Here is a 24,365-nt window from a genome sequence, read left to right as displayed (position 1 = left end):
TTGTTATTACTAAAAAGTCCTTGTAGAGGCTTAGTTAATTCGGCATATTTATTATTCTGGCTGTTAGGGATGCCGCCAGTGAAATAAAAAAATAATAAATGGCGTATGCCAAAGGTGTGTAGGTGCGCTCAACCCTAATTTATTCAATTTCTCTTCTTTTGTTGGCTTTGTCAGGAATTCTTTTTTCTTCTGCAAAGGCGATAGAGGTTTCTGATCTTCATTTTACAGAGCTAAATAAGCAGCATGGTCTATCGGATACCGCAGTATTAGACATTGTGGAAGACGACATGGGGTTCATTTGGCTTGCAACGTCAAACGGCCTCAACCGATACTCTGGTTATGATGTTATTAAAAAGTATCATCCTTCGGACATAGACCCAAACTCAATACCTGCAGGATTTATACAAACACTTTTCCTAGACTCAGAAGGAATTCTATGGGTAGGTACACATTCCGGTTTGGCTAAGTACCAGCCTAAAACTGACAACTTCAAAGTTTACGGTAGGTTCAATTCTGTTATAAAAACTGATCACATTACCTCCATCAGCGAAGATAGAGAAGGAAATATTCTTTTTGCTGACCGAAAGTTCCTTTATAAATATTCGAAACAAGATGACGTAATTACTGTTGTAGCTCAATTATTTGAGAATGAGAGCGTAATAAAAGTTATTTTCGCAGAAACAAATCGGATTTGGGTTGGCTCCAATGAATACGGTGGGAAGATCTTAGACTTAGACACGGAAGAAGTATTTGACCTCAAGAAAGTTAATCCTTGGGGCATTGTTTTAGACTCGAATGCCATTCATGATATTAAAGTAATTAATGGAAACTATTGGCTAGCGACAGATGACGGAGTTAAGGTACTTTCAGCGTCAGGCCGAACGCTTCTACATATTGACGGAAGCATTCTGGAACAAAATAAGAAGGTAAACACATTGTCCTTGGAGGTTGTTAACAAGAATCTCTGGTTAGGTACTGTGTCAGGCCTCTTTATCCTCAAAGACATAGTCGACACAGACATTAGCGACTCTAAAAAATTAAAAGTTCTTCATCTTAATTCAGATACTTATGAAGCTACAGGTCTCCCTTCTGCAATTGTTATAAAAGTACTGCAAGACAAAGCAGGGGTTGTATGGTCGGGAACTTTTAGACAAGGTGCATTTAGATATCATCCAGAGTATGCGGACGTTCACTTTCAACCTGTCTATAATTCTGAAAGAAAACACCAAGACAATTATTCCACTATCTGGGGTTTTGGAGAAAACTCAAAAGAGGATATTTTCCTCGTTTCTCAACAGCGGGGGCTCGGTAAATATAATGAGGAGTCAGGCGAAGTAAAGTTTTATCTACCGCCCAGTGAACAAGTACAAAATCTTAGCTATTGGGACCTCAAAATCGATACCAATGACTATTTCTGGCTTGCTACTTCCGACGGACTTAAAATATATCGATTAATAAACGGAAACCTTGAATTAGTTAAAACCTTTTTCGATGGTAAGTTCGTCGACCATATTCATATGGATAAACAGTTTGTCTGGATATGGCTAGAAAATGACGGTACTTACGCTATCGACTTTTCAATTCTAAATCATCCAGATGGAAAAAATATTGTCACCAAGTTAGACGGTGAAGAAATAAACGAACGGATGTTGCCTGTCTACACTGATGATAAGGGCCGGTTGTGGCTAAGAGATGATAAATCACTAGTGATATACTCTTTGCAAAATGAGGCGATCGTGAAGCGTTTGGACGCTGCAAGTGGCATAAACTCGATAGTTTATGGTGTTTATCAAACTCCAGATGCGTTTTGGCTCACATCAAGATCTGACGGAGTGATAAGAGTAAATAAAAAGACTCTGTCGGTTGAAAAAAAACAACCTAGAAACGATAAAAATGGATACATAACTTCCACTATAGGTATACAAAATAGTATTTGGTATTCTGACACAACTGGCATACATCAAATACATCTCCCCTCTCTTAAAGAAGAATCCACAATTCTTAACTCTGAGCTGGAATATAACTCTTTAGGTGAGAGTGCAATCTTAGCGTCATCAGATGGTTCTATCTACTTTGGCGGAATAAAGGGCTTCAATAGGGTTACAAAGTCTTATTCAAATTCTGAGTTATCAATTGTTTCAACCAATATTCCTGTTTTGTCTGAATTTAGCGTTTTTGGCGATGCAAGTAATAATGATCCTTTAAATACAAACAATCTTTCATATCTGAGCGAAAACATTACCTATGCGAATGCAAAGAAACTTTCATATGATGAGTCAAGATTTAGCATATCTTTCGGGTTAGTAAACCCTGTGTATCCAAAACTTGTTTCTTATAGATATCGTTTAATGGGTTACGAAAATAATTGGGTATATCTAGGCGCTGATAATACCGCGAAATTTAATAATGTGTCTTTTGGAAATTACGAATTTGAGGTACAAGCGAAAGAGCCAGGTAAAAATTGGTCGTCCAGTAGACACCTTAAAATAAATATCGACAATCCTCCTTGGTTGCACACAGTAGCATTAGTGTTCTATTGTATTATCGCACTTGCAACTTTTTCATTTATTGTTCGTCAATATCAGATAAGAAAAGCCAATCAGCTTGCTATCAAAGAGTCGGAAGAACGCCTTAAACTGACTCTCTGGAGTTCAGGTGATGAGTTGTGGGACTGGGACGTATACAGAGGCCAAGTTTATCGTGCAAATACGTGGGGTACCCTTGACTTTCCTCAAGATGATATACGCACTACAGGCGCTTACGATGCAAATATACACCCCAACGACGTAAGCCGTGTTAAAACTGCTCTAAGAGAGCATCTTGAAGGTAATAGTGACTTCTACGAACTCGCATACCGTGCCAAGACATTTAAGAATCAGTGGATTTGGATACTTGACCGTGGAAAAGTGGTTGAAAGAGACCATAACGATCAGCCAGTACGAATGACTGGTACGCTTAAGAATATTCATCACTTAAAAGAAGCTGAAGAGCAGCTAAATCTATTTAAGCGTTCAATTGAGAACATCTCTGAAGGTGTATTCATAACGAATACCCAATTTAAATTCATAAGTGTAAACAATGCATATTGCGGTTACACCGGCGAAACCCGTGATCAAGCTTTAGCAAGCTATATGCATTTTCATCTATATCCAGACGCGTTTACCGAAGAAATTAAGAAAACGCTAAAAGCGAAAGGTAACTGGTCAGGGGAAGTAGAAAGTGTGCGAGTGAACGGTGAGCGCTATGAAATGGAATTAAACATAGACGCCGTCCATGACGATGACGGAAAAATAAGCCATTTTGTAGGCGTATTCAGTGATATCACGTCAAGAAAAAGTACTGAAAAAGAATTATTGAAATTAGCTAATACTGACCCGCTCACAGAGCTTCCGAATCGTTCGTTCTTCCAAGCTAGCCACCAGAACTTGGTGCGGAAAGGGGCACAACATACCCTACTCTGCTTGGATATGGATAACTTTAAGAAAATAAACGACTCTTTAGGTCACCAAACGGGCGATATATTAATTAAACAAATAGCAAAACGCCTACAAAGAATTACGGGTAAGAGTGCGACCTGCTATCGTTTAGGTGGTGATGAATTTAGTGTGTTAATGGAAGACAATGCCGATATCCACACGGTAACGCATTACGCACAGAACCTATTAGACACATTATCTCGCCCCTTTATCATTAATAAGCAAGAGTTTGTATTGGGTGCCAGTATTGGAATCGCATTCTTCCCTGACGACGGCACTTCTCCCCAAGAAATGCTGAAAAACGCCGACACAGCCATGTATTTCGCTAAAAACAATGGCGGTAACAGCTATCAGTTTTTTAGCGGAGAGATGAATCAAAACGCCGTTAGGCAACTGCAAATTGAAAACCTTATAAGACAAGGTATTAAAGATGACTTGTTTACGGTTTACTACCAGCCGAAAGTAGATATAGCCTCAGGTAAGCTAGTTAGCATGGAAGCTTTGGTGCGCTTTGAGCACCCCCAAAAGGGCATAGTAAGCCCTGGGCAATTTATCCCTCTGGCAGAGCAAACAGGCCAGATTATAGAAATTGGTGAACAAGTGCTAAGAAAGGCTTGTGCAGATACCAAACGCTGGGTAAACCAAGGTTTGTTTAGTGGTCGTGTAGCTGTGAATATATCTGCGAAGCAGTTCGAATTACCTGACTTAGACGACAGAATAAACAAGATTTTAAGCGATATCGGTTTGTCACCACTACATTTAGAGTGCGAAATAACTGAAGGTACGCTAATGGAAAGTCCTGAAAACGGCCTTCAAATGATGACTCGCCTTCGCGAAAGAGGTATTCACCTAGCGCTAGACGATTTCGGTACAGGTTACTCGTCCCTAGCCTACTTAAAGCGATTCCCGCTAAACACGCTAAAAATTGACAAAGCATTTATTGACGATATTGCAAAAAGTAATGTAGATCGTCATATGGCGGCTGCCATTATAAATATCGCCCACAATTTAGGCTTAAAAGTTGTAGCTGAGGGCGTTGAAGAAGAAGCTCAGCTAGATATTTTACGTCGCTACGATTGTGAGATGTTGCAAGGCTTCTTATACAGCCGACCATTAAATGCAGAGCGCTTCGAGAAGCTTCTCACCGAGAATCAAAAGCTTCATACGCTGCTTGGCCACTCTAACTTTTAATAGCCCTTACCTTTTACTCGCGTATAGGGCGCGTACTTTCCCCTGCCTAATGCTACTCATTGCAGCTTTAGGCAAAGTCATGCCTATTCAACCTTAGTTTATTAGACTTTAGTGCCATTAAAATGGCGCTTATGAACATCGACAAATTTCAACATTAAAAAAACATCCTAACCAACTGAATTTATTAAACATTTTCACAAGTATGATTTTTGGCACACATTTGGCTAAGTATTAAATACCGGTGACAAATATAAAAAATCGGTTTTGTTTGTTCGTTCAAAATAATCAGAGGAAATTAACATGTTAAAAGAGTACGCAGTTGCACTAGTACTTTCTACCGCTACCCCAGTTGCTGCCGACAAGCAAGAAGGCGCTAAACAGGCTCCTGAAACAAATAAAGAAGTAGCAACCGAAACGAAATACGTTAAACCTAAATCAGGTGGGAACGGCTGGGGCGTTGGTCTGTAATAAATACCTTAGAGTTTTCAAAAAAAGAGAGCAACGCTCTCTTTTTTTATACCTGCATTTTACGCCCCACTTACTTCTTTCAGCAGACCGCTAGGAAAGACTACGCAGAAATATAAAGGTTATTAAACCCTACTGCATTTCGCCAATGTATATGGCGAGAGATGGAAAACATAGGCAGTAAGACTGGACCTAACACAAAACCCGCTATCGCCCACTTTTTCGCGCTCATTCCCCATTTAAACGCTTCTACATAAAAATATAGAGAAAAGATAACGCTTAATACTACGAGTGAAATCACACTGCCTCCGCCTGTTTGACCTAATTACGTGGGGTTACTTTTCCCCATCAATTATTCAATTTAACTTACTGATAATTGACGCCAACAATTTGACACGTTCATTTTTTAACCGCAGGAATTCTACCCAAAATAGAACAATAAACCAGCAAAAATACCCATTAGACATAAAAAAACCGGGCAACGCCCGGCTTTTAACATTTTATAAACTTAGCTGTAAAACTTTTGATCGTTTTCTGCCATTTTTACTAACACTTCAGCAGGTGCAAATTTATCACCTACAGCAGTAGCATAATGGTTTAAACGAGCAACAACGTGTTTAATTCCCAGTGTATCCATATAGCGGAACGGGCCGCCTAAGAATGGAGGGAAACCAATACCAAAGATAGCACCGATATCGCCGTCACGGGCACTGCGGATAACGCCCTCATCCAAACATCGTGCCGCCTCGTTAAGCATCATTAATACACAGCGTTCAGCAACTTCTTTTTCGCTTAACTTAGCAGAAGGTGAAAGACCTAGTAGTTCGTAGATTGACTCGTCCACTTCTTTACCTGGTTTTTTGCCTTCATAAGAATAAAACCCTTTTTGGTTTTTCTTACCCTTTCTGCCGTCTGCAAGTACTTTATCGAAAGCACTTGGCGCAGTGAAGCGCTCGCCGAACGCCTCTACAAGAAATGGGATGATCTTAGTACCAACGTCAATGCCCACTTCATCAAGTAGTTTTACAGGGCCTACAGGGAAACCGAACTTAACCAACGATTTATCAATATGCTCAATAGGCTCACCGTCAAGAATAAGGTTTGCCGCTTCATTCATGTAAGGTGCCAAAATACGGTTTACGTAGAAACCCGCACCGTCTTTAACAACAACCGGTGTTTTACCTTGCTTTTTAGCAAACTCTACCGTAGATGAAATAACTTGGTCAGACGTTTTATCGTGAGCAATTACTTCGGCCAAAGGCATTTTGTCTACTGGCGAGAAGTAATGCAGACCAATCACGTTTTCAGAACGTGCTGCCTTAGCTGCAATTTGTGTAATAGGAATAGACGATGTATTGGACGCGAAGATCGTGCTTTCTTTGCAGTTCTCTTCAATATCCGCCACCATTTTCTGCTTAAGGTCTAGATCTTCGAAAACCGCCTCAACCACGATATCAGCATCTTGGTAGCCGCTATAATCTAGCGTACCGGTAAGAAGCGCTAACTGTTTCTGCATTTCACTATTGCGCATGAAACGCTTCTTCACCTTTTTGTTTAAGATGTCATAGCTATATTTCATTGCATTGGCAATGCCTTCAGCACGCACGTCTTTAATACGGACAGGTACACCGGCTTTGGTCGAAGTTACATAGGCGATACCACCACCCATTAAACCACCGCCAAGCACACCGACTTTCTTCATTTTTTCAGGTTTAACACCTTCAACGCCGTTTTCCTTCTTCATTTCTGTCGTAGCGAAGAAAATCTGACGTAACTGGAAAGATTCCGGCGTCATAACAAGCTTACCAAAGGCTTCAGCCTCGGCTTTAAGCCCCGCTTTCATCCCTTCGTTCATGCCCGTTTCAATTACATCAATAATGTAACCTGGCGCTGGATAATTACCTTTGGTTTTGGCAAATGTCGCTTCGCGCGCTTTTTTGAACATCATGTTACGGCCCGGGCCGGTTTTCTCTAACACTTTGTCCATCACACTCTTTTGCGGCGCTTCTCTTTCTGGTTTGCGTTTAAGCGCAAACTGTTCAGCTACCTTTAGCAAAACACTGTGAGGTACCACATCATCTACAATACCGTACTTTTTAGCTTGCTTAGCGCGTGCTGGAGACCCAGTAAGCATCATTTTCATCGCTTGCTGAATGCCAATTAGGCGAGGAAGGCGCTGAGTACCACCACTGCCTGGCAACAAGCCAAGCTGCACTTCCGGTAGACCTACCTGAGTACTAGGTGAATCGGTACATACACGGTAGTGACACGCTAATGCTAGCTCTAAACCACCGCCTAACGCTGGGCCGTGAATAGCCGCAACGAAGGTAGCCTTCATGTTCTCAATTCTATCGAAAATGGCTTGACCGCCAGCGGCTATGGTTGTGGCATCTTCCGCAGTTTTACACGCTGCTAGCATGGTGATATCGGCACCTGCTACGAATGAGCTTGGCTTGCCGCTTGTTAACACCACACCTTTGATGCTGCTGTCGCGTTCAATATCATCAAGCATGGCAGATATCTCATCGCCAAACTCAGCTTTAAGCGTATTCATGCTCTCGCCAGGTACGTCCATGCTAAGAATAGCAACGCCATTATCTTGCTTAGTTAACGTAAATGCGCCTGATGTTGGCTGAACTTCATTTGTCATTTCTTGTTCCTGACTCATATTATTCTGTCTCCACAATCATTGCGGCACCAAGACCACCCGCAGCACATGCAGTAAGAAGACCTGTACCACCGCCACGGCGATTTAGTTCGTTAAGCATTTGCGTAATCATACGTGTACCGGTTGCGGCAAACGGGTGACCATAAGCAATTGAACTACCCATCACGTTGAACTTGTCCATGTCAATTTCGCCCGTCGCTTTGTCGCGGCCTAGTTTCTCTTTGGCGAACTTGTCACTTGCAAACATTTTAACGTTTGCCAAGGTTTGCGCTGCGAACGCTTCGTGCATTTCAATTAGCGTTAAGTCGTTTAGGGTCATGCCTGCGCGATCTAGCGCAATAGGTGTCGCGTACGACGGCCCCATTAGCATGTCTTCCCACACGTCGATTGCCGAGAACGCGTAGCTCTTAATGTAACCAAGCGGCGTATAACCTAGCTCTTTCGCTCGGCTTTCTGTCATCATAAGCACTGCAGAAGCACCGTCAGTAAGCGGTGTAGCGTTCGCCGCAGTTACCGAGCCGTACTTTTTATCGAATACTGGGCGAAGTTTCGCGTAGCCTTCAAGCTTAGAATCGAAACGTACGTTGTTATCGCGCTCAAGCGCACCTTTATACGGTTCAGCATAAGCGGTCATCACTTCGCTAGACAGCTTGCCTGCTTCCCAGCTTTCAGCAGCTAGACTGTGCGAGCGATGTGCAAGTTTGTCTTGTTCTTCACGAGAAATTTGATGCGTTTTCGCCATTTGCTCTGCTGTCTGTCCCATCGACAAACCGGTAGAGTACTCAGCTACAGCAGGAGGTACTGGCGCTAAGTCTTTTAAGCTTAAACGCTTGAAGATGTTTAGCTTTTGGCCAAGGGTCTTGGTTTTTTGTAAATCAACCAGCGCACGCGCAAGGTTCTTAGAAACCCCAATAGGTGATACCGACGTTGAATCAGCACCACCAGCAATACCTACTTGTACCGTACCAGCCATCATGCTTTCTGCGATGTTAACCGTAGATTGAAAACTCGTCGCACATGCGCGAGATACGCTGTAAGCGTCGGTATGTATATTCATGCCTGTGCCAAGCACGATTTCGCGCGCAATGTTTGGCGCTTCAGGCATTTGTACTACTTGACCGTAGACAACCTGGTCAACCCATTCTTTTTGAACACCATGGCGAACGAGAAGTTCGTTTACGACCATTTTACCTAGATCAACAGCCGGAACACCGTGGAAATATGTAGCCATTTTCGCAAACGGAGTACGCAACCCCGCGACAATGGCGATGCGATCACCCTCTCGGGTAGTAACTGATTGTTTTGTTGCCATAATGCACCTAAATTAATGACCGACTTCCGTTTGAGCTTATCGCTCCAAAGTGGTCTGACCTGTAATAAACCCGATTTTTACAAACAATGAACAAAATAGCAAATAATGCAGGGTTAAGGGCAACATAAATGAAACTAAAGTTTGCACCGTTCGTGGAGTTCGCCTGCAAATTTGCCTGCTGAAATTTTTTTAAATTAAAGAAAGCACGTTTTGCCTCACACCACATATCGCATTTTTATTACTGTTTGACGACTTGAAGAAAGATAGAATGAACCTTATATGGAAATGAAAGTCTGTTTTGTGTCATTGTGACGGGCTAAAGCTATCTAATTAATATGTAATTTACTTTTTAGCTAAGCGATCACTTTATAAGAGATTTATAAATCTATCGTTCCGGTGACACTTCCTGATAACGAGAACTCAAACGGAAATTTTGCATTATGGCAGCAGCGCAATTTCAACAGTTACACGCTTATTTAGACCAGCAGATTATCGGTCAGCACGCGTTAACCAAAAGCCTTCTTATCGCTCTTTTGGCCGACGGCCACCTTCTGGTAGAAGGTCCTCCTGGGCTTGCAAAAACACGCGCAATCAATGCACTTGCTAATGGTATTGACGGCGACTTTCATCGCGTACAATTTACCCCTGACCTTTTGCCAGCCGACTTAACCGGTACAGACATATACCGCCCCGAAACCGGCGAGTTTGTTTTTCAGAAAGGGCCGCTTTTTCATAACTTAGTGCTAGCCGACGAAATCAACCGTGCTCCCGCAAAAGTACAGTCGGCCCTGCTAGAAGCTATGGCAGAACGTCAGATTACTGTGGGCAGTAAAACCTACCCTCTTCCTCCGCTATTTTTAGTAATGGCAACGCAAAACCCGCTAGAGCAAGAAGGAACGTATCCACTACCTGAAGCACAGCTAGACCGATTCTTAATGCACGTGGACATCGATTATCCTGGCGCCGAGACAGAATTAGAGATATTGCGTTTAACGCGAGGTGAAGCCCTCTCAGAACCGCCTGTTACGCCACCAACGCTAACTCAAGACGATATTTTTACGTCGCGTAAAGAAGCGTTGTCTTTGTATATGGCGCCTGAGTTAGAACAGTATTTAGTTCAATTGATTATGGCCACACGTCAGCCTGCAAATTTTGACGCGGAATTAGGCCAGTGGATAGCGATGGGAACAAGCCCTCGAGCAACCATCAGTCTAGATCGCTGTGCACGCGCTCACGCATGGCTTAGCGGCAGAGACTTTGTTGGTCCTGATGATATTCAAGCTGTGGTTCACAACGTGCTTCGCCACCGTATTATTCTGTCATATCAAGCCGAGGCTGAAGGCGTAACGATTAACGACGTACTTGATAAGATTGTTGCAACTGTCGCAGTCCCTTAAGCTATGGTGAATGTACAAGCGCAGCTAAACAAGCTGCAAAGTAATGGCGTCTCGTTGTCTACAGCAGAATTATTACGCTACCAGCAGTTAGCTAAGCTGTTTAGTTTGGCGCCTAAACGTATGCCACAAGCTAAACTTGCTGGAAGTTATCTCACCAAGCACAAAGGCCGAGGCATGGAGTTTGATGAGGCCCGGCATTATCAGCCCGGTGATGATATTCGCGCTATTGATTGGCGCGTTACTGCGCGCACGGGTAAAACTCACACTAAAGTGTATCGGGAAGAGCGAGAGCGCCCGGTTTTTCTATTCTGTGACTACCTACCTTCAATGGCATTTGGCACGCAGCTGCTTACTAAAGCGGTGCAAGCCGCGCATGTATCTTCATTAATAAGCTGGTCTGCTGCCGCTCGCGGCGATAAGGTAGGCGCGCTAGTATTTAATCAGCAACAGCACAAAGAAATTAAACCACTAACTCGCAAAAAAGCCGTGTTGCACGTGTGTCATGAACTTATGGCATTGCACGAACAGAGCGCGCAATCTGAGCCGGACAAAGACAAAGACGAACAAGCTTTTGCCGATGCGTGTGCTAGGGCAAGACGACTAGCAAGGCCAGGGAGTCTAGTTTATCTCGTGTCAGACTTTCAGCATTTAAGTACCCAAGCTATTCAACACTTGAGTCACTTAACACGACACTGTGAAGTGAGGGCTATCGTGATTAACGATCCAATAGAACACGCTTTGCCGCAAACCAGTTCATTACAAACCGTCAGCGTTTCTGATGGTCGAAACCAACAACGTTGGGTGTTAGGCGACAATACAGAGCAGCAGCACTATCAAAAATGGCGCAGTGAACACAACAGCGCGATTTATAGCACCTTGCGCAAAAACAATATCGCTCGATTCAGTGTTTCAGCGGGTCTTCCCCTAGACGAACAGCTTCAAAGTATGCAACAAGAACAAAGGTTGGAGCTTAATTAATGCAGAGTAGTATTCTTTCAACCCATTTTTTATCAAACTTTCTATCTAGTTACACAAAATCAGCTGCTCAATCGATGCCGCCGGCAAATCAAATACCAGTGCCCCCTCAGCAGCAAGACCCACTTGCTCAACTGCGCGATATACACGTACCTACAGAGGTCAACATTTGGCCATTAGATTGGGGTTGGTGGGTCGCAATCGCAGTATGTTTACTTGCCCTATTTTGCCTATATAAAGCGATCACTGCTCACATACGTCACAATAAGGCACGCAAGCAAGCTTTAGCCTTACTTGAATCGATTTCAGCACAACAAAGCAATTGGCCCGTGGCGTTAAACTCAATTCTAAAACGCACGGCGATGAGCTATTACCCAACTCAGCAAGTGGCTGGGTTATATGGTAAACAGTGGCAAGCGTTCTTAACCTCTGCATTGAAAAGTAGTGATAGCAAACTTGAAAGTGATTTAGGTTTGTTAGTAAGCAATGTTTATCAAGCCACCCCCACCCCTAGTGATTTTGAAACCTGCAAGGGGGCAGTAAAAAACTGGCTTTCAAAAGCCAAACTGCCAAAAAACAAGGGGGCTTACGGCGGTGTGAATGATGGCGGTCCAAACGATGGCAGCCCTCATGATAAACAAGCCAAGGAGCCGCATCATGCTTAATTTTGCTTGGTGGTGGGTCTTTTTTGTACTCCCCTTGCCTATTATCGTACGCCTGCTTTCTAAAAAAGCACAAGACATGCCTATGGCTGCATTGCGGGTTCCTAATTTGCGACCTGGCGATGTGTCAGAGCAAACCCAGTTGAAACAAACCAAAATACCGCTGTTGGTAAGTAGCTTGATATGGCTGCTGCTAGTGACGGCTGCCGCGCGCCCTCAATGGTTAGGAGAGCCTGTTAGCATACCAAACGAAGGTCGAGAAATGATGTTAGCGGTGGATTTATCTGGCAGTATGAAGATAGATGATATGCAGCTAAATGGCCGACAAGTTAACCGTTTAACCATGACTAAGTCGGTGGTTTATGACTTTATTCAGCGTCGCGTTGGCGACAGAATTGGCCTTATCTTATTTGCCGATACCGCGTACGTTCAAGCGCCGCTTACCTATGACAGAGATACCGTTTCTACACTTCTGAGTGAAGCTGTCATTGGGTTGGTTGGCGAACAGACGGCTATTGGCGATGCGATAGGTTTAGCGGTGAAGCGCTTTGACGAACGGGAAGAGTCTAATAACGTATTAATTCTTCTTACCGATGGGCAAAATACTGCAGGGAATATTACACCCGAACAGGCGAAAGAGTTGGCAATTAGTAAGGGTGTGAAGGTTTACACTATTGGTGTGGGCGCAGATAAAATGCTGATCCAGAGCTTTTTCGGCAGCCGACAAATAAACCCGTCGCAAGAACTTGATGAAGGCATGTTAACCGACATTGCGACTAGCACTGGCGGCCAATATTTTAGGGCTCGAAATGCCCAGGAACTTCAGGCTATTTATCAACAACTTGACGCGCTTGAGCCTATTGAAGGTGAAACGCGCAAGATGCGTCCATTGAGCGCACTGTTTTACTATCCCCTTGGTGCTGCGATATTACTGTCAGCACTATGGGCATTCTTGACGGTTCTTTTATCAACATTTCGTTGGTTCGCACAAAGACGAATTAACTCGTCCCAGCAACACCCGAATCCAGCTGATTCTATACAATCAGCTCAAACAAATAGGGAGACGAAGTAATGGAATTCGACTTCTTAAACCAATTTCATTTTTTACGCCCCGAATGGTTTATCGCGCTCGCTCCCTTGATGCTGCTTGTGTTTTTAATTAGAAAAACCACGGCTAAGCAATCTGGCTGGCAATCTGTGATCCCTTCTCACCTATATCAATACATGGTGATTGGAAAAAACGAAATGGGCGCAAAACCTCCAATGTGGATGCTTGCTTTTGTGTGGATTATAAGTGTGATAGCACTCGCTGGCCCAACATGGGAACGCCTGCCGCAGCCGGTTTACCAGTTGAAAATGGGACACGTTATAGTCATAGATATGTCGCTTTCAATGCGCGCTACCGATATGACGCCAGACAGGCTAACTCGCGCTAAATATAAAGCGATAGACTTAGTCAACGCTATTGGTGAAGGTGAAATGGGCTTGGTTGCTTACGCTGGCGATGCGTTTGTCATTAGCCCCTTAACCGAAGACGCAGGAAATATCACAACCCTGATCCCAAGCCTGTCACCGGAAATTATGCCCGTGCCGGGCAGCGACCCTCTCCTAGGTATAGAGAGTGCGTCAGAGCTTCTCACGAATGCCGGATATAACTCAGGCATGATCTACTGGATTACTGACGGTATAGAGTTAGAACAACAAAAAGAGCTTCAAGAGTATGTGGCTTCTATTCCTTTTACAGTAAATGCACTTACCGTTGGGACATCTGAAGGCGCGCCTATTCGCCAGCAAAGCGGCGAGCTCTTGAAAGACTTCACCGGCAGCATCGTTATTCCCAAGTTAAATGAAGGCGCAGTGAAAGGTGTGGTTAAAACGAGCGGCGGACGCTTTGAATCCTTTACATCAAACGACGCCGACATTGATGCCCTCGCCTCGGTATCTCTACTAGATAAAAGCGACAGCGAAGAGAACGAAGAAGAGAGTAATTTACAAGGAGACCAGTGGAAAGAAGTTGGCCCTTACTTGCTGCTTATACTTCTTCCATTTGCTGCCTTTGCATTCAAACGCGGGTTAGTTTTCATTGTGTTGGTGGGTTTACTTAGCCCCTCTATGATTAAAAACGCCCATGCTTTGCAACGTGCCCAACCCTCAGAAATTGCTGGCACGTCACAAGGCATAGGCGCACCAGAAGATACTCTAGAGATGGCAAATAAACCTGATTCACTCTCATGGTGGCAAACGCCATTTATGAATGACAACCAAGAAGCATTAAACAGCTATCAAAGAGGCAAGTACAAAGACGCCGTTAATCAGTTTAATGACGACACTTGGAAAGCATCATCACTTTATAAATCAGGTGACTACGAAGGTGCATTAAATGCCTTCAAAAGCATTCCTGGTGCCGAGAGTCTTTACAATCAAGGCAATGCACTGGCAAAACTCGGTAAACTCGAAGACGCTATTAAGAAATATGAGCAGGCGTTGAGCGAAGCCCCCGATTTCGACGATGCAAGAACCAACAAAAAGATTGTCGAGGATTTGCTGAAGCAGCAGCAACAGCAAAATCAGGACCAAAACCAGAACGAAAATGGCGATGATGGCAAACAGAGTGACTCGCAGGATAATGGCCAAGATAGCTCTGATAACTCTGATAGCCCTAATAGCAAACAGCAATCAGGGGACCAGAACAATCAGGAAGGTTCAAACGAGCAGAATGGTCAGCAAGACGATAATGAGGGTCAACAGTCTGACCAAAGCCAAGCTAACGATGAACAGCAAAATGGCGGAGATAACTCACAACAGCCTGATGATTCCGAGATGAACAGTCAGAACGAGTCATCAGACTCTCAGCAGCAAAATGCAGAACAGGAAGAGTCTGATCAAGGTGACAGCGCGCAAGCACAAAAAGACGAACAACAAGCAGAGCAGGAAGCACATGCAATGCAAGGTCAAGAAACCGAGCTTACCGACGCAGAAAAAGAAGAGCTGCAGCGAATGGAGAGTTTAATGCGCCGCGTGCCAGACGATCCTGCGTTCTTACTAAAACGAAAAATGCAATTAGAAGCACAAAAACGTCAGCGTCAACGTATGCCTTCAAACCGGAGTGATTGGTAGATGAGAGCCTTATTACAGTCTACACGTATAGTTTTTTTATTAACCCTACTCTTAAGTACGGCGGCTTATGCCGATGTAAATTCGCTGGAAGCCACCATTGATAGAAACCCTGTCATGTTGGATGAAGCCATTCGCTTAACGGTTACCGCAGACGGCAGCGCGGACAGAGATGCATTCGACAGCTCTCCCCTGCTTAAAGACTTTGTGGTCGGAAGAACATCAGTAAGTAGCCAAACCTCAATTGTCAATTTCGACACCAAGCGCACCACCGTTTGGACCACTACGTTATTTCCTCGTAAGGAAGGCACGTTCACCATTCCTTCATTAACCATTGAAGGTAAATCAACCAAGCCCATTCAAGTTAAAGTAATACCAGTTCAAGAACAAAGTAATGTCGCACGAGACTATTTTGTTACCACTGACATCGACGTAAAAGAGGCCTATTTAAATCAACAGCTGCTTTACACGGTTAAGCTGTTTCTTTCTAGCAATATTGAGCGCGGCAGCCTACAAGCGCCAGAAATGCAAAATGCGGAAATCACCCAGCTAGGAGAAGATAAACAGTATACAGATATCGTAAACGGTAGAAGGTATCAGATTATAGAGCGTCAATTTGCCGTTGTGCCTCAAGCATCCGGTGAATTCACGCTAAGAGGCCCTATTTTCACTGGCGAAGTTATGGCTGCCAATACTAATCAACGTTTTGGCTTCTTCAACCGCACCCAGCAAATCAATCGGGTTGGGCCCGACATTACGGTGAACATTAAGCCCATTCCTCAGGGGATAGATTACCCTTGGTTGCCTTCTGAAATGGTGCGAGTGGATGAAGAATGGCCACAAGGTGATAGTTTTGTAGCAGGTGAACCAGTCACTCGTATTGTTACGCTAACCGCATTGGGCGTAGTAGAAGAGCAGCTTCCTGATATTCCTGAGTTTTATCCGCCAAACTTTAAGCTGTATCCTGATCAATCTAATACTACGACAGTCGAAAAAGACCAGAGCTTAATTTCACAGCGCCAAACGTCGCTGGCGATCATTCCAACGCAGCCAGGTAACTTTGTCTTACCTGAAATTACTATCCCTTGGTTTAATACGCTTACTCAGCAAACTGAGTATGCCACTATTCCCGCTCGTTCAATTACGGTAACGCCAGCATCTGGCGCAAATAATGCCAATACTCCGAATAGCTTAGACACTCCATCAATAAGTAGTGCAAGCAATGAAGATATTCAAAACGATATACCGTCAACTGCAACACAGCCTAACGCTAGTGCTAGCAATGAGGATAAACCATTAGACAGCGCTTCAGGTGAAGTCAATACTGACGAAAATACCCAGCTTAATTGGATGGTAACAGGAGCACTACTTGTACTGTTCGTCATAGCGCTTACAGGATGGTTAGTTACCTACAGAAAGCTTAAACAGGCTCAGTTTATGGGACCTGGGATCACTCACAGAACCGGCTCTGCACAGCGCCCCCACTCTTATGCGCAGTGGGATGAAAAAGCACAGTTTCAAAACCTTATGTCAGTAATAAAGGCAAAGGACACACGTTTACTTACGTCTGCTCTTAAGCAGTGGATAAACGCGTTAACTTCGGGTAACGCGCAACTTTCGCAGTTTGAAGGAATCAACGCTAGTGTTAATGAGCTCTATGCACTGCGCTTTTCAGCCAATAAAGCTGACGCTAGCACCCAATCTAAACAGTTCATGAAAGCTTTAGATAAACTTTCACATGAAGCTAAGCTTGCCCGCAGCGAATGGAAGCAAAAAAGTGAAGGGAACAATAACACGCTATCTGCCTTATATCCTGCTTCATAAAACGCATTTCATTTGCCAATACACTAGAATTTGCGTAATGAAAGCCCTTGCAATTAGCTAAATCTCAGTGGCAAGGGCTTCGTAACAGAAATGTTTGCGTTTGAGAAACAGTCGAGCCTTTGAGCCTTATTGTCCTCTTTAAGGCTTATTAATCTTTGAAGCTTTAGCTTATAAAAATAATCAATTAAACGCGACGGGGAATATAATGAAGAAAACACTAGTAAAGCTAACGCCAATTGCGTTGGCCATTACCACGCTTACGGCTTGCTCTCCTGCAAGTGAAACCGCTAAAACAGCGCCAGAACCTATTAAAACAGAACAGCCAGCCGGGCAGTCTGAATCAGAGCGCCTTAATGCGTTCTTCGAACGTACTTTTGAAGAAGATCTTAAGCGTTCGCCATTATTTCAAAGTTACTTGGGTAAAAAATGGGACTATGACAAATGGGATGACATCAGTGACGAAGAAGCTGATGCTCGCATTGCCATCGCCAAAAACCGACTAGAAAAGCTTAATAGTTTTGACACCAGTCAGTTAAGTGAACAGGAACAGCTAAGCTTGCGCCTGTACAAACTAGGTATTGAGCGCGATTTAGCTAACGACGAATTTCGACATCACCGTTACATTGTACATCAGTTCCGCGCCGCACATACACAAGTGCCTAGCTTCCTTATCAACATTCACAGCGTAAAGAGTAAAGAGGACGCTAAGGCATACATTGGACGACTAGACAATGTACGTACGTACTTTGATCAAGTTATCGAACAAATGAAAGTTCGCGAAAAAGCCGGCGTATTCCCGCCAGCATGGGCTTACGATCAAATGATTGATGCGTCAAAAAACGTGATCACCGGCGCACCATTTGATTCTAGCGAAATACCCTCAACTATCTGGGAAGATTTTCAAAATAAAGTAAATAGCCTGGATGTTACAGAGGCGGAAAAAACGACGTTATTAGGTGAAGCGAAAGCCGCTTTGGTAACTTCAGTCATGCCGTCATACGAGAAGTTTATCGAAGAACTCGCTCATCAAAGGGAAATCACGCCTGAAGGCGATGGTGTGTGGCGCTTACCCAATGGTGATCAATGGTATCAGAATCGTCTAAACTGGTTTACCACTACAGACCTAACCGCTGAAGAAGTCCATCAAATTGGCTTAGACAATGTAGAGCGCATACACGATGCAATGCGCGACATTATGAAACAAGTGAAATTTGAAGGCACCCTTCAAGAGTTTTTCGTTTTCATGCGTGAAGACGAGCAATTCTATCTACCTTCAACAGATGAAGGTAGACAGCAATACCTTGATATGGCGAAAACAGCCATAGACGACATGCGAGAAGCTATCCCTGAATACTTCGGTATTCTTCCAGAGGCGCCCATGATTGTTAAACGGGTTGAAGCATTCCGCGAACAGTCTGCGGGCAAGGCGTTTTATCAAAGCCCAGCGCAAGATGGCAGCCGCCCAGGTATTTATTACGCAAACCTTTATGACATGAAAGCAATGCCTACTTATCAGTTAGAGGCGCTGGCGTATCACGAAGGCATCCCAGGTCACCACATGCAGCGCGCTATTGCACAAGAGCTAGAAGGTGTACCTCAATTCCAGAAATTCTTGAGCTTTACCGCATACACAGAAGGTTGGGGCCTATATACCGAAGAACTTGCAAAAGATATGGGCTTTTATAAAGACCCTTATTCTGATTTCGGTCGTCTAGCCATGGAACTTTGGCGCGCTTGCAGACTTGTGGTTGATACGGGTATTCATGCGAAAAAATGGACGCGTGAAGAAGCCGTAGATTACCTTGTTGAAAATACGCCAAACCCTGAATACGACGCGCAAAAAGCCATTGAGCGCTACATTGCTATGCCAGGTCAGGCTACGGCCTATATGATTGGTAAACTGAAAATTATGGAACTTAGAGAGCATGCCCAAGCTGAACTTGGTGACAAGTTTGATTGGAAAGGCTTCCATGACGAGGTATTGAAGTACGGTCCAGTCCCACTTTCTATTTTAGAAGAAAACATTAATGCTTGGATTACTTCCCAAAAACGTACCTAGTTTTTCGAACTAGGTGCTCTGATCACTGGAAATAAAATGAAAACGCGCCTTTCGGCTAACGAAATGGCGCGTTTTTTATGCCATAGTGAGAAAAAATTAAGTTTTTGGATTTTTTTATGTTTGGGCGAAATAAATCCGATAGTGCTCAGGTCTTATCGGGTATGAAAGCAAAACACCAAAGATATGAAGCATTAGTAAAGGCATTTCACGCCGACATCTACCGCTATGCATTTTGGCTTATCAAAGACCAGAGCATTGCTGAAGATGTTGTTCAGGAAACCTTTTTACGTGCTTGGCGCTCATTAGACGCCCTAAATGATGAAAAAGCAGCAAAGTCATGGTTAATTACCATTCTTCGCCGCGAAAACGCCCGTCGGTTTGAACGCAAACAGTTCGACACAGTAGATATTGATGATTGCCATATTCAAGATGACACACAGCATGCTGATGGGGACTTGAAAGATAGAGAGCTTCAGCGACTATTAGGTGGATTGAGTGTTGAGTATCGTGAACCCTTAATACTCCAATTGATTTTCGGTTTTAGTGGCGAAGAGATCGCCAACCAGTTAGGGCTTAACAAAAACACGGTAATGACTCGCCTTTTCAGAGCGAGGAATCAGCTAAAAGAGGCATTAGAGAAGCAAAATGAACAGAGAGGTCGTGTAAATGGATGAGTTAGAATTTAGGCGTCGTATCTACGCCGATCCAGAAACGACTGACAGTGATGTTGTAGAAGCGGCAAAAGCGGATGAAAGTAAACGCAGTTTCTGGAATGAACAAAAGCAGTTAGATAAGCAATTAAAGCAAGCATTGAAAGTCGATGTACCAGAGGATCTCGCAAGCAAGCTAATATGGCAGCAGTCTGCAGACGAATTCACCCGTTATAAACGCAGAAGTCGCTGGTATTTAGCCATGGCTGCATCGGTTGCTTTCACTGTAGGTATCGGACTTACCATGTGGTACCACCAACCGCTTAGTATTGGCGGACAAGCACTTGCCCATATGCAGTACGCAGAAATGGAACACGCTCATTCGTTGCTTCCTGTTGATTTGAATATGGTTAACGCAAAGCTAGCAAGCTTTGGTGGCAGCTTTAGCGAAATGCTCGACGGTGTAGAGGTCGCAAACTATTGCCATTTGAGCACAGTTAGAAGCCTTCACCTGATTGTGAATACGCCGCAAGGCAAGATGTCGGTATTTGTAGTACCTGAACGTGGAGATGTCTCCGTACCAAGCGAGTTTGCCGATGGTCAGTACCACGGAGAGAGTATTAAAATGAAACACGCCAATGTAATGATTGTTGGCGATAAAGACGCTGATTTAAGCGAAATGAAAAAGGCGGTGTCAGAAAGGATTCAATTCTCTGCTTAACATACGTTAATTAACTGTATAGCGTTCCAAAAAAGTGCGTATCTTTAGCACTTCCCTTCGTCGGCCCCTCCCTGGGCCGATTTTTTTCGCCCAAAATTAAGATGAAACCCTGTTCAATAAAACTTATACTCCGACTTAAAGGTTAAAACGTCCGTTTTAATTTCAGTAAATCACTTCATTCACTTACCCGCAGTAAAGAGGTCTCTATCACTATGAGCGCTTGGTTTCGTTTTACAAGTCTGATGATTTGCACACTTTTTATCGCGTGTATCAGTCCCTCTACTAACGCCTTACAAGATAAATATCCGACCAACATTCGGCAAAAAAAGCTAAATTCATATAGCCACCTTGCCGCCGTAACAATTTATCATTGGAACAGAAGCTCGGAAATAGATAACAAGCAGATTTCAACTATGATTGAGAATCTGAACATACAAGATGATATTAGTAGTGAAGGGATAATTTTTAGACACATATTGGCTACAGCCACGGCAAACGAAACTCTCGAACCACGAGTACCAATTTTTGTAAAATCCCCCCTTTTGGATTCTCACTGGGAAGAGTTAAAGGCGCTCAACCCTGAGTTATTCTCAGCTGCGAAAGCGTATTACATATATGCTAGAGCAGTTAATGACTTTGATGGTTCTCCACTGCGCATAAATTCAACTGTTCCAGCACTAAGAAGATTGAAATTAGAAGCGCTAGATACAGGAAACCGAGTCGCTACAGCTATAGCTAGTATTTGGCTTTCAATGGAACTCACTCTAGCAAGCCCAATACAGGCAATTAATGAAATTGAATATTCATTGCTCTATTTACCAACGCGTTCATCAACGCTTTCATTGGAGAACGCGCTTGACCGGGCGACTGCTCATCAATGGCTTAGAGCAGCATACATAGAGTTATCTGTGCCTAGCAGAGCGTATTTTCATGCTATGAGTATCATTGAGGAAAGTAACAAAAACGATCAAGCCTTAACGCTAGCTTACTTCGCTGCTATAGACGCGCTGATGTTTCAGTCCGAATACTCAAGAGCATTAGAGCTTGCGAACAAAGCGCTGATTACCGCTCAAAACCGCAATTCAGAACATGAAAAATTCATAATTCTATTTCAAAAGCTTAAGGTCTTGCTTCAAGGCTTTCGAGGAGCGCAAGAGAGTGAAATAAATTCGACATTAGATCAATTGAATTCAATAGATATTGACGTAATTGAATCTAAATCCAAAGAGCTCTCCTACCTATTTCAATCCTATGTAGCAGCCTTGCAAAATAGACAGAGTGTTTTAGAAACCGCCATTAGCAATTATAAGCGATCGTTAAACGACTCTTTACAATCGTCCGAATTCAAATTAGAGCGAATGATACGGGGAGAACTTGAACTTTCCAGACTTTACGATTTTATTGGTGACTACGAAAAAGCATATAAGCATTCGAAAACCTACAATAGGCTTCTTGTTGAAAAAAACACTGAGCAATTCAAGTTGTCAAATTCTTCGTTTACCGACGGTATTGCGAAAGATATCGAGTTAGCGCGATATCGACAAAAAGAACTCACTGTGCTCAGAAGTGAAAAAGATGGCCTTTCTACCGACAAAGAAGCAATGAAAACCACCATTTTTGCGTTGATTATCACAATTCTCATCATTCTTGCACTATGGCTATGGATTTCAAAACGACAGAGCGACTTGCTAGCTGAGCGTGACTCACTTACCGGTGCTCTCACGCGACGAGCTATGCTAAACAGTTTGAAAAAATCACTGAAAGGCAATAAAGCGTCCTGTATTGCTCTACTTGATGTCGACAACTTTAAAAAGATTAATGACAAATACGGCCACGTTGTCGGTGATGAAGTGTTGACTACCTTTACGCAGATTATCAAAAACCGAATTCGTAAGTCAGACAAGCTCTGCCGATATGGCGGCGAAGAGTTTTTGATTTACTTTTCCGACTCCGACCAAAGGTCTGCTAAGCGAATTCTGGACGAGCTGAATTTCGCGCTTTCTCGCCAGAAACACTGGAGCAATACAAAAGAAATGTTTTCTGTGAGTTTTTCTTCGGGTCTGTTAGACGTCAACGGAGAAACCAACCTCGATACGATTATCAAGATGTGCGATGAGCTTCTCTACAGAGCCAAAAGAGAAGGTCGAGCGCGCGTTGCATCTATTCCAATTTAATCTTTCGCCAAACTTTATTTACGTATAGCCGTATAGAAAACAAGCAAGGTCGCCGACTGACATAGAGACTCTATGTCATAGGTGTTAGCATGAAAGAAAAAACATAGGGAATTTATATGGCTACTGGCACGATAATCTCGTTGGGTTTGTATTTTGTTGTAATGTTAGGGATAGGCCTTTTCGCTTATCGACAGACAGACACTAACGTAGAAGGCTATATGCTTGGCGGCCGCCAACTAGGCCCCGCGGTAACCGCGCTTTCAGCAGGTGCATCGGATATGAGCGGATGGATGCTCATGGGCTTACCTGGTGCAATGTATGTATCAGGCTTATCTGCTGGCTGGATTGCCGTTGGTTTGACACTCGGTGCTCTGGCAAATTATATGTTAGTTGCTCCACGCCTTCGCGTTTACACTGAAGTAGCCAACAACTCCATTACCCTCCCCGACTATTTTGAAAACCGCTTCGCTGACAACACGCGTTTATTGCGCGTTATAGCCTCTGTGGTTATCGTTGTCTTCTTTACGCTTTACACCTCTTCTGGTGTGGTAGCTGGCGGAAAGCTCTTTGAGACATCATTTGGATTAACTTATGAGACTGGCTTATACGTCACCGCGGGTGTCGTCGTAGCTTATACCCTTGTTGGCGGTTTCATGGCAGTAAGCATGACCGACTTCGTTCAGGGGTGCATCATGTTTGTATCTCTCATTATGGTACCTGCTGTTGTTATTAGCGAGTTGGGTGGAATCGGCGCGTCAATAGACGCATTAGATACCATTAATCCGGCGCTTTTCGATGCATTTATGGATGCGTCTACCAATGAAGCACTAAGCGTAATAGGCATTGTTTCACTGATGTCATGGGGCCTAGGTTATTTTGGTCAGCCTCATATCATTGTGCGTTTTATGGCGATACGTTCTGTTAAAGATATACCAACTGCGCGCAATATCGGTATGAGTTGGATGATTGTGTCGATTATTGGTGCGTTAATGACGGGGCTTTTCGGCCTTGCCTACATAACAGGTAACGGAAACGAAATCGATCCAGAAACCGTCTTCATCTACTTATCTCAAATTCTATTCCACCCGCTTATCGGTGGCTTCCTGCTCGCTGCGATTTTAGCGGCGATCATGAGTACTATTTCTTCTCAGCTGCTGGTAACCTCAAGTTCACTAACCAGTGACTTTTATCAAGCCTTCCTAAGACGTGATGCGTCAGATGGCGAGCTCGTTATTGCTGGTCGAGTCAGCGTAGTAGTTGTCGCGCTTGTAGCAATCTATCTAGCTTATGATAGAGACAGCACCATTTTAACGCTTGTAAGTAATGCTTGGGCTGGCTTTGGTGCAGCCTTCGGACCGCTTGTACTATTTAGCCTGTTTAAGCGTGAAATGACTCGCCGTGCTGCATTAGGTGGTATGATCGTTGGTGCAGTGACGGTGTTACTGTGGATTTATCTTCCTATTGAAATCGGCGGCCAAAAGCTTGGTGACTGGATGTACGAAATTGTCCCTGGGTTTATTTTATCTAGCTTAACCATCATGATGTTAAGTAAATCTGGCTCGCCAAGAGAAGGTGTGGTTGATACGTTCGACGCTTTCCAGACCAAATTGAGTGAAAGGTAAGCGAACGATACGAAATAAGTCATTCGCAACGAAAGTGAATAACAAGCCCTGTTTA

The 24,365-nt window shown here is 43.7% G+C and carries 16 protein-coding genes; 13 read left to right on the top strand and 3 right to left on the bottom strand.

What is annotated here, in order from left to right:
* Positions 1–122 precede the first annotated feature (122 nt).
* Positions 123–4,667 (top strand): EAL domain-containing protein, encoded by a 4,545-nt coding sequence (locus BZA03_RS01375; protein ID WP_110287763.1) that lies wholly within the window; start codon positions 123–125, stop codon positions 4,665–4,667.
* Between the two features lie 300 nt (positions 4,668–4,967).
* Positions 4,968–5,135: a hypothetical protein gene (locus tag BZA03_RS20375; protein ID WP_181417274.1), complete on the top strand. Its 168-nt coding sequence runs from the start codon at positions 4,968–4,970 to the stop codon at positions 5,133–5,135.
* A 100-nt stretch (positions 5,136–5,235) separates the two neighbouring features.
* Here the strand turns inward: BZA03_RS20375 and BZA03_RS01370 are convergent, their stop codons facing one another.
* The 3 genes from BZA03_RS01370 to fadI form a co-directional block, all read right to left on the bottom strand.
* Positions 5,236–5,433: a hypothetical protein gene (locus BZA03_RS01370; RefSeq protein WP_080760023.1), complete on the bottom strand. Its 198-nt coding sequence runs from the start codon at positions 5,431–5,433 to the stop codon at positions 5,236–5,238.
* Positions 5,434–5,640: 207 nt separating this feature from the next.
* On the bottom strand, positions 5,641–7,782 hold the full coding sequence (fadJ, locus tag BZA03_RS01365; RefSeq protein ID WP_110288070.1) for a fatty acid oxidation complex subunit alpha FadJ: 2,142 nt from the start codon (positions 7,780–7,782) through the stop codon (positions 5,641–5,643).
* Between the two features lie 19 nt (positions 7,783–7,801).
* Complete coding sequence (fadI, locus tag BZA03_RS01360) at positions 7,802–9,112, bottom strand: acetyl-CoA C-acyltransferase FadI (RefSeq protein WP_014948809.1); 1,311 nt, start codon at positions 9,110–9,112, stop codon at positions 7,802–7,804.
* Between the two features lie 440 nt (positions 9,113–9,552).
* Here fadI and BZA03_RS01355 point away from each other — a divergent pair, with 440 nt between their 5' ends.
* From BZA03_RS01355 to putP, 11 genes are all read left to right on the top strand, one after another.
* Positions 9,553–10,509 (top strand): MoxR family ATPase, encoded by a 957-nt coding sequence (locus tag BZA03_RS01355; protein ID WP_014948808.1) that lies wholly within the window; start codon positions 9,553–9,555, stop codon positions 10,507–10,509.
* A 3-nt stretch (positions 10,510–10,512) separates the two neighbouring features.
* On the top strand, positions 10,513–11,487 hold the full coding sequence (locus BZA03_RS01350) for a DUF58 domain-containing protein (RefSeq protein ID WP_110287762.1): 975 nt from the start codon (positions 10,513–10,515) through the stop codon (positions 11,485–11,487).
* On the top strand, positions 11,487–12,149 hold the full coding sequence (locus BZA03_RS01345) for a DUF4381 domain-containing protein (RefSeq protein WP_110287761.1): 663 nt from the start codon (positions 11,487–11,489) through the stop codon (positions 12,147–12,149). Before BZA03_RS01350 ends, BZA03_RS01345 begins: the two co-directional genes overlap by 1 nt.
* Complete coding sequence (locus tag BZA03_RS01340; protein ID WP_075176216.1) at positions 12,142–13,218, top strand: VWA domain-containing protein; 1,077 nt, start codon at positions 12,142–12,144, stop codon at positions 13,216–13,218. Before BZA03_RS01345 ends, BZA03_RS01340 begins: the two co-directional genes overlap by 8 nt.
* Positions 13,218–15,263: a VWA domain-containing protein gene (locus BZA03_RS01335; protein ID WP_110287760.1), complete on the top strand. Its 2,046-nt coding sequence runs from the start codon at positions 13,218–13,220 to the stop codon at positions 15,261–15,263. Before BZA03_RS01340 ends, BZA03_RS01335 begins: the two co-directional genes overlap by 1 nt.
* Positions 15,264–17,084 carry a BatD family protein gene (locus BZA03_RS01330; RefSeq protein WP_110287759.1) on the top strand — a complete coding sequence of 607 codons (1,821 nt, stop codon included), beginning with the start codon at positions 15,264–15,266 and terminating at the stop codon, positions 17,082–17,084.
* A 205-nt stretch (positions 17,085–17,289) separates the two neighbouring features.
* Positions 17,290–19,143 carry a DUF885 family protein gene (locus tag BZA03_RS01325; protein ID WP_110287758.1) on the top strand — a complete coding sequence of 618 codons (1,854 nt, stop codon included), beginning with the start codon at positions 17,290–17,292 and terminating at the stop codon, positions 19,141–19,143.
* Positions 19,144–19,259: 116 nt separating this feature from the next.
* Positions 19,260–19,817 carry a sigma-70 family RNA polymerase sigma factor gene (locus tag BZA03_RS01320; protein ID WP_014976004.1) on the top strand — a complete coding sequence of 186 codons (558 nt, stop codon included), beginning with the start codon at positions 19,260–19,262 and terminating at the stop codon, positions 19,815–19,817.
* Positions 19,810–20,514, top strand: a complete 705-nt coding sequence (locus BZA03_RS01315) for a DUF3379 family protein (RefSeq protein ID WP_075176212.1) — start codon at positions 19,810–19,812, stop codon at positions 20,512–20,514. Before BZA03_RS01320 ends, BZA03_RS01315 begins: the two co-directional genes overlap by 8 nt.
* A 413-nt stretch (positions 20,515–20,927) precedes the next feature.
* Positions 20,928–22,688, top strand: a complete 1,761-nt coding sequence (locus BZA03_RS01310; protein ID WP_258364562.1) for a GGDEF domain-containing protein — start codon at positions 20,928–20,930, stop codon at positions 22,686–22,688.
* 116 nt (positions 22,689–22,804) lie between these two features.
* On the top strand, positions 22,805–24,310 hold the full coding sequence (putP, locus tag BZA03_RS01305; protein WP_110287756.1) for a sodium/proline symporter PutP: 1,506 nt from the start codon (positions 22,805–22,807) through the stop codon (positions 24,308–24,310).
* Positions 24,311–24,365: the final 55 nt, after the last annotated feature.

This window comes from Alteromonas sp. I10 (genome assembly GCF_003201515.1).
Taxonomy (GTDB): domain Bacteria; phylum Pseudomonadota; class Gammaproteobacteria; order Enterobacterales; family Alteromonadaceae; genus Alteromonas; species Alteromonas macleodii.
The sequence above is the reverse complement of the archived record's forward strand: the minus strand, read 5'-3'. Positions and strand labels throughout refer to the sequence as shown.